Source organism: uncultured Campylobacter sp. (assembly GCF_905371695.1).
Classification (GTDB): Bacteria; Campylobacterota; Campylobacteria; order Campylobacterales; family Campylobacteraceae; genus Campylobacter_A.
Map to the genome: position 1 here is coordinate 1 of NZ_CAJPMA010000059.1, position 10,566 is coordinate 10,566.

Annotated in this window: 12 protein-coding genes; all 12 read right to left on the reverse strand. The window is 45.2% G+C overall.

From position 1 onward, the window contains the following. Positions 1–67: 67 nt before the first annotated feature. A complete protein-coding gene (locus QZ147_RS06240) occupies positions 68–685 on the reverse strand; it encodes a glycosyl hydrolase 108 family protein (RefSeq protein WP_295148273.1) in 618 nt (205 codons plus the stop codon). 52 nt (positions 686–737) lie between these two features. Then, entirely contained in the window at positions 738–1,073 is a 336-nt protein-coding gene (locus QZ147_RS06245; protein ID WP_295148275.1) for a hypothetical protein, read from the reverse strand. Between the two features lie 107 nt (positions 1,074–1,180). Then, entirely contained in the window at positions 1,181–1,411 is a 231-nt protein-coding gene (locus QZ147_RS06250; protein WP_295148277.1) for a hypothetical protein, read from the reverse strand. Further along, positions 1,398–1,775, reverse strand: a complete 378-nt coding sequence (locus QZ147_RS06255; RefSeq protein WP_295148280.1) for a hypothetical protein — start codon at positions 1,773–1,775, stop codon at positions 1,398–1,400. Before QZ147_RS06255 ends, QZ147_RS06250 begins: the two co-directional genes overlap by 14 nt. A gap of 1 nt (position 1,776) precedes the next feature. Further along, positions 1,777–2,124, reverse strand: a complete 348-nt coding sequence (locus QZ147_RS06260) for a DUF1353 domain-containing protein (protein ID WP_295148282.1) — start codon at positions 2,122–2,124, stop codon at positions 1,777–1,779. Next, complete coding sequence (locus QZ147_RS06265; RefSeq protein WP_295148285.1) at positions 2,121–2,678, reverse strand: hypothetical protein; 558 nt, start codon at positions 2,676–2,678, stop codon at positions 2,121–2,123. The genes QZ147_RS06260 and QZ147_RS06265 overlap by 4 nt, the downstream gene beginning before the upstream one ends. Positions 2,679–2,688: 10 nt before the next feature. Then, a complete protein-coding gene (locus QZ147_RS06270) occupies positions 2,689–3,813 on the reverse strand; it encodes a hypothetical protein (protein WP_295148288.1) in 1,125 nt (374 codons plus the stop codon). Between the two features lies 1 nt (position 3,814). Next, entirely contained in the window at positions 3,815–7,489 is a 3,675-nt protein-coding gene (locus QZ147_RS06275; RefSeq protein ID WP_295148291.1) for a phage tail protein, read from the reverse strand. After that, complete coding sequence (locus tag QZ147_RS06280) at positions 7,476–7,838, reverse strand: hypothetical protein (RefSeq protein ID WP_295148293.1); 363 nt, start codon at positions 7,836–7,838, stop codon at positions 7,476–7,478. Before QZ147_RS06280 ends, QZ147_RS06275 begins: the two co-directional genes overlap by 14 nt. Further along, the gene (locus QZ147_RS06285; RefSeq protein WP_295148296.1) at positions 7,835–8,446 is read right to left on the reverse strand and encodes a DUF1833 family protein; all 612 of its coding nucleotides are present in this window, start codon (positions 8,444–8,446) and stop codon (positions 7,835–7,837) included. The genes QZ147_RS06280 and QZ147_RS06285 overlap by 4 nt, the downstream gene beginning before the upstream one ends. A gap of 1 nt (position 8,447) precedes the next feature. Further along, positions 8,448–8,783: a hypothetical protein gene (locus QZ147_RS06290; RefSeq protein WP_295148298.1), complete on the reverse strand. Its 336-nt coding sequence runs from the start codon at positions 8,781–8,783 to the stop codon at positions 8,448–8,450. Then, positions 8,780–10,566: hypothetical protein (locus QZ147_RS06295; RefSeq protein WP_295148301.1), on the reverse strand; the 1,787-nt coding region annotated here is incomplete at its 5' end. The genes QZ147_RS06295 and QZ147_RS06290, both read right to left, overlap by 4 nt.

Below are 10,566 nucleotides of genomic sequence, written 5' to 3' on the forward strand. Positions count from 1 at the left end.
CAATAGTTAAAGGGGTTACAAAGTTGAAATTGAGCGATTTTTAATTATAAAAACATAGGGTGGCCGCCTACACCGCTTCCGCCCTATTTCGCCAGCCGCGAGCGTAAATTTTTAAGCTAGGATTCGCAGCTATAATCTTATCGTAGTAAGCCCTCTCCGCCTCGTCGAAAGCTACGTCGAACGCGTCCGCATCACACGAATTTATCGCCCGCAAGGTTTGCGCGCCTATCGCGCCGTCGATGGCTAGATTTGCACCCGTAAGCTCGCTCGCTACCTTTTGCGCGGTTTTTACGGCGGCTTTTATGCCGACGTTTACGGCAAAGCAAAATATTTCGTCCGCTATCTTTTGACTTTTTATCTCGTCCGCGCGTAAGGCGTCCCAAAATTTAGCGCGGTAAAACGCTGCTGCTGCTTTTAGCCCCTCGTCGTTATATAAATTTATGCTAGCGCGCCTTAAAATTTCAGCATCGCCCGCGCCGTAGTAGCCTAGCCTGTTTAGCTCGCTCTTTACGCGCGGCCAACCGCTCCAAGCAGGGTTTGCGCTCTCATAAATTCCCATAAAAGTTAACCCGCTCTCGCCTTTGTTTTTATGCAAAACGTTTGCGGGCGAGTTAAATTCTAATCTCAGTAAAATTTCATAACTCGCGTTAAAATTTGCCATAGTATTTTTAGGAAGTTTTTGCATAATTGCGCGTAGGCTGCAACCTCCGCTTTACTCCCGCTCTCCTTTCTTAAAATTAAAATTTAGGCGGACGCGGTAAATCGTCCGCATCGTCGTAGCCGTCCGGGCCGCCGTTATTTAACTTGCTTTTTATCGCGACGTCTACGGTTTGGCGTATCCACTCCGCCCCGCGCCAGGCGATAAACCCGCACGTAGCTAGGGCTATCTTTTCGTCTTTTAGCCACGCACTCACCAGCTCGTATCCTATCCAGCCTAGAAACATCGACGTAAAAGTGCCTATCACGCCGTCTATTATCTTTTTCTCTCCTTCGGCGGCCCAGCCTAAAATTCCGCCCGTAAAGCCGATAAACAGCACCCAGATATAAAACCCGAGTTTATCGATTAAATCCATCTAAAACGCCTTTGCCGTAAATAGCGCCGTGATTACGATAGATAGGATTATTTCGATTACTACGCGGCGATTTAGCCAAAATTTCTTAACTTTCGCTACCGCTTCGCTCATTTTACGCACCCTTTTAAAAGCTCCTCGCACGTCTTGAAATAGGCCATCAGCTCTTTCGCGCTCTGCGCGCTTCCGTCGTAAACGGGCTTTGCGGGCATTTTTTCAATGCAGGCTACGGGTACGTAGACTTCTTTGAACTCGGTTTGCGTTATTATCGCAGGCTTACCGGCGCAGCCGCAAAGAGCCGCCGCGAATAGCGCGCCTAGCGTTATTTTAATAGCTCGCATTCATTAGCTCCTTATAAAATTTTAGCTCGCGTTCGCAGCCTGCGTCCTTTTGCGGAGTTTGCACCCGCGCTAGTCTCTCTCCGGCTCTTTTAGCTTTCTGTTCGGCCTCCTCGCTTTTTACTCGTAGGCTTTGTGTTTTCTCGTTTACTAGCTCGATTTTTGCGACGCAAGCGTCTAAATTCGCCTTTGAAATCTCGCTTTGGCTAATCGCTAGCGTTAAATTTTCCCTTAAATCGGCGTTGTCTTCGCGCAAATCCGCAATTTGCCCGCGCAAATTTATCGCGTAAAGCAAGGCCGATATCAGCGCCGCGCAAAAAGTGCCGGCAACCGCTAAGAATACTTTATTGTCTAGAATTTGCCACATTTTACGCTCCGTATTTGATTTTATGATACGCGCGGCATGTGTAGTAAAAGATTAAAATTTTCCATTCCGCTACACCTAGCTCGCCCATAATCTCTTTTAAAATTTCGTCCGCGCGCTCGTATCGTTCTAAGTCGCATAGATAATCGTGTGCGACTACGGCGCTAAGGTATTCGGGGCTATTGGGCGGAAAAATAGACCAAAAGATGCGCGGAACGTTCGCACCGTTCGTTTTATAGCCCGCGGGTATTTTTATAGTCTCGCCGCTTGCACTTTGATATTCGTACTCCCACGCCAGCTCGAATTTATCCTTATCGAAAGGCTTTACGACCACTCTTTTTACTTCACTCATTTTTTTCCTCCTAAATCTATCTCGATTACGTCCGCGAAATCTATCGCGGCGAGTTCATCCTTCGTAGTAGCAGCGTTTATTGCTGTTTCGTATCTCCACTTTAAGTTAAATAGCTCTATACCGCCCCGTTCTATGGCTATCTTTATATTTTTTAGCTCGTCTAGGGTTACGGGCTTAAAGCTATTGTCGAACGTTCTAAATACCTTTTGGGGCAGTTCGTCGTAGTTTTCTATCATGGATATCGCGTTTAGTAGATATTTATACCCACCGTCTATCTCACCAAAGCCTTTTAAATTTATCTTCGCACGCTCGGTCATATCTTTTTGCCACCGCGAAAGCTCGGCCAGCTTTTGCTCTTTTAGCTCGTCGAGGCTAGGCTCTTTCGTTTCGCAAAAGAGTGTTTTATTTTTTTTATCTACCTTGTTTGCGCCCGAGCTTACCGCTTCTTGCCAAACTTCGTCGGTTATAGTTATATTAGGGCTCGGAACATCCTTAAAATCGTCTGGATAATAGCCCCAGATCTCAAACGTGCCCGGTTTATAATGAACTTTCATGTTTTCTCCTTTAGTATCCGAAGGCTTGAAACGATACGGATACCGTAAAAGCATAACCGCTATCGTAACGTCGATTAAAAACAAATCCGGCTTTATCGATATTTTCGGTAATAACGAACGAGCCGCCGTCTATGGTCGGTTCGTTATCTTTCTTGTACCTAACCACGGTGATTTGAGCGACCACAAATATGTAAGCATTGGGGAATGCGGAACTAAAATTTACTCTGAGGGGCACGGTCTCCGTACGATTTTGTGACCATTTTTGAAAGTCAACCTTTCCTGCCCTAGCTTGTAGCTTACCGAGAGCGCTTTCTAATCCTAATATCTCTTTTAGCTTATTAATACTCATAGGCCTCACGTGGTTTTCATTTTGTGAGAAGCGGTAGAGTATCTCGTGATTGGGTCCCGCTAGATTATCTTGATTCCCCTCGGTCAGCCTAAAATGGCTTGCGCTTATCCATCTGCCCTCAAAATCTCCGTTGCCGTCTCTTTTAACTATCGTGCCGGGGACATTGACCGCGCTAACCCCGCTTCCGAAAATTTCGGCATTAAACGTTTGGCTGGCGCTAAAAACGTTTTGGGTGTTTGTTTTTGCCGCATTTAGAGCTAAATTATCCACTTCGGCTTTGGTATATACATTTAATATCTCGCGCGTTTTACCTAGACTCATAGCCCTTATAAAGCCGTCGTCGTTTCTGTAACTTATACACGAATCTGAATTTGCCATCTGATCGTAGTGGGGCGCGCTTTGATAAAAATTAACGGCATATATATATCCAGCGCCATTACGCCTAACTATTTTATTTGCAAGCGGATCCGCGCTTGCTTCGCTGGAATTTAGCTTATTCTTTAAAAGCTCATCTATCTCGGTTGCCGAGTATCCGTTTTTTATACTGCCGTCGCTTGCGTCTATCTCACATACTACTCCCCAAATATTATTCGCGCTATTTCTTATTTTTAAATAGTGCTTTTTGGCGTTTGAAATATCTAGCCACAACATCCCAGCTTGCGGGCTTGAAGGAGCCGTAGCGCCCGCATTTAGCGAGGCAAGGGCACTAAAAATGTTATTCGCCTGCGTTCTAAACGCCGTTCCACTTTGGTTAGCCGGTATGGTGAAGCTATTTACTTGTGCCATTTTAATACCCTTTCGCTATATAATTAAATTCGCGCCTTACGCTAGCGCCGTTTTTGTCTATGATTTTTATCATAAATCCTTTGTCTGTTTGGTTTGTTAGTATAGCGTCGTCTCCGCTTCGAGCGTCGATGATCGTTATTTGCACCTTCGGAGCTACGCTAAAATCGTTTTTATACTTTATATTTACAACCCCGTTCGCTGCGCTTACGCTACTCTCGCTTTCGATGACGTCTGGCATATCGATTAAAATGTTTAAAGCATTTATAAAAGGCGTTATAAGCGCCGTTTTTGCTGTAAGCGCGACCCTAAATTTAAAAGCCTTACCTATGTATTCGCCGCTTTCGAAGTCCTTATACGCCGCCCAGCTTATGCCGTCTTTGGATAGCGAAATTTGAAGCCTCGCTGTAAAGTCGTTTTCATTGGCGCCATCTACGTTTTCTACTTTATCGACGTTTGAGAAGCTATCGAACACAGAATTTAACGCCAACCCGCTAACATCCAAAAAGGCGCTTATCTTGCATAACTTTTCGCTGCTTAGGGTTACGATCTTTTTAACATCGTAGTTTCCGCTTAATGCGGAGAGTTTTCTAGCCACGATGTTCGCGTTCGTATAATCGCCTATTAGGCATAGTCCGTTGTTTGAAATTTGGGTGTTATTATGCATCCCGTCCCACGCGGGTTGCGCGATAGTTTCCATCACGTTTATATCAAGGCGATTTTCATCTACGATCAGCGTCTTTGCTTGCACGCTATATACTTTTAGTCCATACGCGTTTTCGTAATAGGCTTTTATGAGATAGGTTCCGTTAAAATTTAGCCCCGCGGTTAGTCCTTTGGTATCTGCCACCTTATAAGCGTTATCCCAGCTTACGCCTTTGCGTAGTTCATAATATAAGTCTTTGCCCGCTTCGTTCCAGTATGCGTGAAGTTTATTTTCCTTGTAGATGGTGCCGAAAGCGGCGATATTAGGCGGGGGCGTAGCGGTTAAGCTTAGCCCCGCTTCCGCGCTTCTAATATTGCTCGTATCGATAGCTATTACGCGAATATTTAAATTTTGGGCGTCTTTTTTGACACTAGCGGACAAATTCGTTGTAGCTCCTACTAGCGCGCCGTCTTTGTAAATTTCAAACTCTTTAAAGTCGATAGGCCTGTCGTCGTAGCTCCAACTTAACTCCCACTCATCGCGGGTCTCGGTCGCCTTTAAATTTTGAACCCTCGGCGGCGGAGCTAGTTTGCCGACTACCTTATGCGCGCAACTTACGCTATTACCGAACGTATCGCTTATCGATATTTTGTAGGTTACGTTATCTTTTACTTTTACGTCGCAAAAGCTATCGTTCGTCTTAATCGCCAGCTCTTTACCTCCGCCTTTGACTTTTACGAGATAGCTTAGGCTGGATCCGCGCCAAGCAAGCGATAAATACGTTTCGATAGTCTTATTTTCGAGGCGTAAATTTTCGGTTACGCGCAAATTTGAAAGCCCTAGCGATGAGCCGTTTTGCGTGCGGATAGTATCGCGGTCGTTATAGACGTCCTCGTTGTATTCGATAGCCGTTATATGACGCGTAAATTCACCCCCGATTGAAATTTTGATAATGCGGTATAATTTACTAACCTTGTTTACTTCGCCAAAGGCGTAGTTATCGTATCGCTTATACGCCGCACCGTTTAGATTTACCCTTATTTTATTGGGCGCGATAAATTCTAAAATTTGATATTCTTTAACCTCGTTTACGTCGTTTTTAATTTGAATAGCGTATACCGCGGTATCTTTTAATACAAAGTCCCCGAGGTTTCTATCAAGCGTGAGAATATTGCCTGCGCTATCCGCTTCAAGTCTGCCCGAAAAACCGTATTGAGGCACGTCGTGGCTTACTCTTATCACGTCACCGTAACGACAAACAAGGCTATCTTTATCGGCTTCAAATTCTATGGTTTCGGTCAAGTATTGGTTGCAGTTTAATAAAAAACGCCCGTAAGATTTGGCCTGTTCCTCGTCCGTGCAGCCTATCAATGTTACGGAGGTTTTAGACGTCATCCTGGAGTTGTCGAGAGTTCTAGCGCCTACCGAAACGATAGAGGCCTCATACTCTTTATTTTTATCGTAGTAGGTTATCTCGACGAAATTAGCCCTATCTACGAGAGGCAAAAACGATTGCTTAAACGTGCCGCTTAGGATATTGCCCATGCCAAAAAGGAAACTTTGCACGGGTAAAATTTCGGCCTTTTCTATTATTACGTCGAATTTCGAGCCGGCCTGCAAAACCGAGGCACGGCCGAGCAAGCTAACGGTATCAAGAGCCTTTTTAACGCTTACTTCGCTATCGAATACGATATTACAAGTTAATTTTTTTTCATTGCAAAATTTAGCCCACTCTTTGAAGCTAGGCATTATCCTAGAAGGTTCTACTCCACTATCTATCAGGATTTGTTCGGCTACTTCTGCGGGGTTGCTCGAATTCGCCGATACGACGCAGGTAATCGTAGGCGCGTTGCCGCTAAGTTGATCTGTCGCCAACGCCCGCACCGCTAAAAGAGCCGTGCCGGGATATATAAAATCATCCTTGGTTGTTTCGGTAACATATTCGAGATAGCAATCGCTTCCGTATCGACTACCCGTATTAGGCGCGGAGTTAAATTTCGCCCTTACGTAATACCTGTTAGCCGGGAGGTTATCCGCTTTTAGTGTCTTTCTAAAAGAAGCGGTAGAAGCGCCGCTTATGGTTACGGGGCTTTGAGAAAAACTTATCCAAGTTTTATTATCGACGGAGTATTCTACCGTTACGCTTATAGAGTATCCGTCTAGACCGCCGTTATCATTTGCATACCAAAGGCCGCGCGGCATAAGAAGCGTAGCCGTAAGAGAAGTTACGGCATTGCCGTCGGTTTGGCTTAGCGCGTGCTCTCCATTTGGATTTAGCTTTTTGCCCACGCCTTTGTCGTAGGGCGTATCATTAAAGTGCTCGATAATAGCTTGCGTAGTTTCGCCGCTTCTTATTTCATAGCTTACGCCCTTAAAATTTGCTATATCCTCGTTGTTTATTTTTATGTCGGTTATAGCGTTTATGACTCCGTCGCTAACAGCGTAAAGTCCATTAAAATACTGTTTGTCATCCACAGCTTCGACGTATGAAGCTATTAGCGGCGGCGTGATTTTATGGGTGCCGAAAATTTTAGGTATTGCCTGACTTTGCATAGCTTGGTTAGTCGGTTTGCTCCAGCCGTAAGCTTGGCTATTTCTAAAATCTTGTTTGTTGAAATCAAAACTAGGCTTAGGCGTAGGCATTAGAGCATTTACGAGCAAGCTACCCGCGACCGACACGCCGACGGCCGCCATAGCCCCGTACATAGTGCCGTATGCGGCTCCGACTGCGCCTCCCGTATATACCGACGCGATAGCCACGACTACCATCATTACGGATTTTAATATGCCTTTACCGCCGCCTCCGCCGCCTCCTTTTGGCACGATAGAGATATTTACTACGTCGCCGCTCTCTACCTCGAAAAAGCCGTCCTGGATAACGCTATTTTTAGATATCACCAAGTCGTAAATTTCGTTATCGTATTTTAAATCTTTTAAAATTTCGTCGATATTTTTATAATTGCCACCCGTCCTTACGGTTCTATCTAGTGGGTTGAGGATATTATGGCAAGTGATGATCTTATTTGTAGTCATAATATCCCTCCGCTAGCTTTTCGTAGTTACTTAAAGGCTCAATTATCGCGCCCGTATCGGTAGTGGTGTGTAAAATATGGTTTTCGTCTATCATATATCCGAAATGAGTTACGATTTTAGGATGATTCATATCGTAACGCAAAGCCACGCAAACGCCTTTGCGTTTTTCTACCCTATGCCAATGTTTTGAAATTTCCTCTAAAAACTCATTAAACACCATTTTTGCTCTATCGTGCGGAGCGCGAGCGGGCGGTATAATTACGCCGTGCTCTATCTCGTAGCACTTACGCACGAGGGCGAAGCAATCCATCTGTGGAAAAGGCGTGCCGATCAAGTCTCTTATCGTCATTTTTTATACCCGCCTTGTATTCCCAAGAAGCCGCCGAAACGCACGGAGTTTCCTTTCTTGCGGCAGGCGGCCAAATTCTTGTCGCAAGCGTCATCCGCACCTTTATACCCGCACCTGGCGTCTTTAAATTTAAATGGGCAATAATCCTTATACATCCTACGCGGCGGGTAGCTCATATTAAAAAGATTGTTCGTACCTAGATTAAACGTTACGTTCTGGGCGTCGCTACTAAAATCGGTGAGCTCGAAAAATTCTTCAAGCACCGGCTCGCTTAAATCTTTGGTATTTATGACGTAGACCTTGGCTTGTATGGCCGAATTGTCGGTGCCGTGCAGTTTAATATAATTATCATACATGTTTATGTAGTTTTGCATGGCGCGGCTCGTGTTATCTATGCTTAGGCTAAACTGCGGTATTTCCCCCTTAGCCGTTTGAATTTCGCCTATGCTAAAAGGAAATGCGATAAACTCGTTGCCCTTAAAGGTTATATTCTCGGAGTTATTTACTATGCGCACGGTCGGGGTATCGGGGATAAAAAGCTCAAGCCCCACTAAAAGCACGCTATCGGTCGCCAAAGTATTTAAATCTTTTATCGTGGATAGTTTCATTTTATACCTCAGCTATCTCTATCTTTACGGCGCAGTACCCGCCCGCGCTATCGGTCGCCGTTAGTTCATCCATAATAAAGACGCAAATTTTAGTTTCGTCTTCGAGCGGGTAGCGGAATTTAAACGCTTGTCCTTGGTTGGCTGTGAAAAAATCTCTTAAAATTTTAAACTGCTCAGCATTTACGGACGGATAATTTAGGCTGTATTTGCTCTTTGGTTTCGTCCACTTTTTGCGCGTCATTGTATATCCGCCCTCGCTACTGCTTCTATGGGTTGGATTTTGTAGCGTCCTGGATGAGCCCACGATCAGCGGCGGATAAGTAGGGTAGGTATTCATCGGCTCCCTCCTATCATATCTCTAAGCCCTTGTTTGTTTCTATTTATGCCGTCGATTACGATGCTTATCACCTGCTCGCCTAAATCCTGCCTTACGGAGGTATTGGCTACTTTTATATCCTCTTTGGACTGATTTATAATCTCTATTTTTACGTTGTTTAGTGATGTGGCAATCTGCGCTTTTACGCCCAAATCGCCATTGCTCGTCCTGGTTAGCGGCATGATAGCCTCGGGGCTACCGCCGTTTTTCTCGCCCATTACGCCGATGTCGGGAATACCGCCTTTGGCAAATTTAAAAAAGGTCGGTTTGCTTACGATAGAGTTAGCGTAGCTATGCAGGTCGGGGCTTGAAAATACGCCGCCTTGAGCTGCTAATTGAAACCTCGTGCCGGCAAACAGCCCCGATCCCGTCTTATAATACGCGGACGAGTTTAAAACCTCCGGCATTCCCCCGCTAGGCAAGCTCGCGCTCGTCGTGTCGCCGCCGCCGAACATCCCCATTATTCCTTGTCTAATTGCCGCTATCATCTGCGAAATGATGAATTCTTTAACCAGGGCCTTATAAATTTGCCCTAATACGTCTTGGGCAAGGTCTCCGAATTTCATAAATTTATCACTCGAATAATCTAAGAAATTGCCCATCGCGCTTTCAAGCCCTGATAGCCCGTTTTGCATAACTTGCCCCCAGCTTGAAGCATCAAACATCTGTTTTTGGTAAAGCTGTTCCTCTAACGCCATCGCGCGGGCGTAGTAATCTTTGGTGATCTCGCCTTTTTTTAGCATAGCCGTATATTGCTCCGCAGTATGGCTATGCTCTATCTCCACTAGACGTATACGCCTAGCCGTTTCGTCGCTTATTAGCTCCGTTTGGCGTTTAGCTAAATTAAATTCGCGGTCTTTTAGTTTCAAATATTCGTTAGTGGCCTTGATTTGTTCTTGCTTGGTTTTTTCTTGCTCCGCCAGCTTATTTTTCGTCTCTTCGGCGTCTATTTTTGCTAGTTCGTTTTTTCTATATTCCGCGATTTTATCCGGACTTACGCCGAGCGCCGTCCACTCTTGAGCTTTCCTTGCAACGTTATCTCTTTTTTTTTCGATTTCGCTCATTCCGCTTTGGGCTATCTCTAAAAGCGCTCTGTTTAGGGCGCTTATTTGCTCTTTCGTTTTGGTCGCTTGCGTGCCCGTATTTTTGACGCTCTGTCTAATCCCCTCGAATTTTTCGTTTATTTTCGGTGCGGCGCTTGACATAGTGTCTTTGGCTATGTCTTTTAGCAGCCCTTTTGTTGTTTCTTGGACCAGATCAATATTTTTTTCTGTTTCTTTGTAGTGTTCTAAAAGTTTGCTTGACAGATTGGTAGAAATATCTATGCGCCCAAATCTAGTCTCGCCACCCCACAGGGAAGCTATCGAGTTATACGTTTTCTCCGCTTCGGTAATCATAGAATTTAGCCCGTTAGATAGCGTGGTGGTAGCCGTGTCGATTGCTAAAGCTATCGCGGTAGGTATTGCGCTAAATACTTTATCTACGGCAAGCCCCAGCCAGATGACTGCCGTTCCCATAAGCTGAAAGCTACGATATACGTCAAGTCCAAACTCGACAATGTCGCTGCGGTTATCTTTGATCCAATCGGCTATTTTTTCTAAGCCCTGCGACATTCCGCCCGTCGCGCCCGCGGCTTCGTTAAACTCTGCCACCAAAAGCGACATTTCAGTCTTTAAATCGGTAAATGCCTTGCCGACGGTTACCGGCATTTGGGCGGCATCCTTACTAATCTGGTCATACATTT

What these genes read in the sequence shown, in the direction of transcription:
- QZ147_RS06240 (WP_295148273.1), bottom strand. Translation starts at nt 685, where the DNA reads ATGCAAAAACTTCCTAAAAATACTATGGCAAATTTTAACGCGAGTTAT.
- QZ147_RS06245 (WP_295148275.1), bottom strand. Translation starts at nt 1,073, where the DNA reads ATGGATTTAATCGATAAACTCGGGTTTTATATCTGGGTGCTGTTTATC.
- QZ147_RS06250 (WP_295148277.1), bottom strand. Translation starts at nt 1,411, where the DNA reads ATGCGAGCTATTAAAATAACGCTAGGCGCGCTATTCGCGGCGGCTCTT.
- QZ147_RS06255 (WP_295148280.1), bottom strand. Translation starts at nt 1,775, where the DNA reads ATGTGGCAAATTCTAGACAATAAAGTATTCTTAGCGGTTGCCGGCACT.
- QZ147_RS06260 (WP_295148282.1), bottom strand. Translation starts at nt 2,124, where the DNA reads ATGAGTGAAGTAAAAAGAGTGGTCGTAAAGCCTTTCGATAAGGATAAA.
- QZ147_RS06265 (WP_295148285.1), bottom strand. Translation starts at nt 2,678, where the DNA reads ATGAAAGTTCATTATAAACCGGGCACGTTTGAGATCTGGGGCTATTAT.
- QZ147_RS06270 (WP_295148288.1), bottom strand. Translation starts at nt 3,813, where the DNA reads ATGGCACAAGTAAATAGCTTCACCATACCGGCTAACCAAAGTGGAACG.
- QZ147_RS06275 (WP_295148291.1), bottom strand. Translation starts at nt 7,489, where the DNA reads ATGACTACAAATAAGATCATCACTTGCCATAATATCCTCAACCCACTA.
- QZ147_RS06280 (WP_295148293.1), bottom strand. Translation starts at nt 7,838, where the DNA reads ATGACGATAAGAGACTTGATCGGCACGCCTTTTCCACAGATGGATTGC.
- QZ147_RS06285 (WP_295148296.1), bottom strand. Translation starts at nt 8,446, where the DNA reads ATGAAACTATCCACGATAAAAGATTTAAATACTTTGGCGACCGATAGC.
- QZ147_RS06290 (WP_295148298.1), bottom strand. Translation starts at nt 8,783, where the DNA reads ATGAATACCTACCCTACTTATCCGCCGCTGATCGTGGGCTCATCCAGG.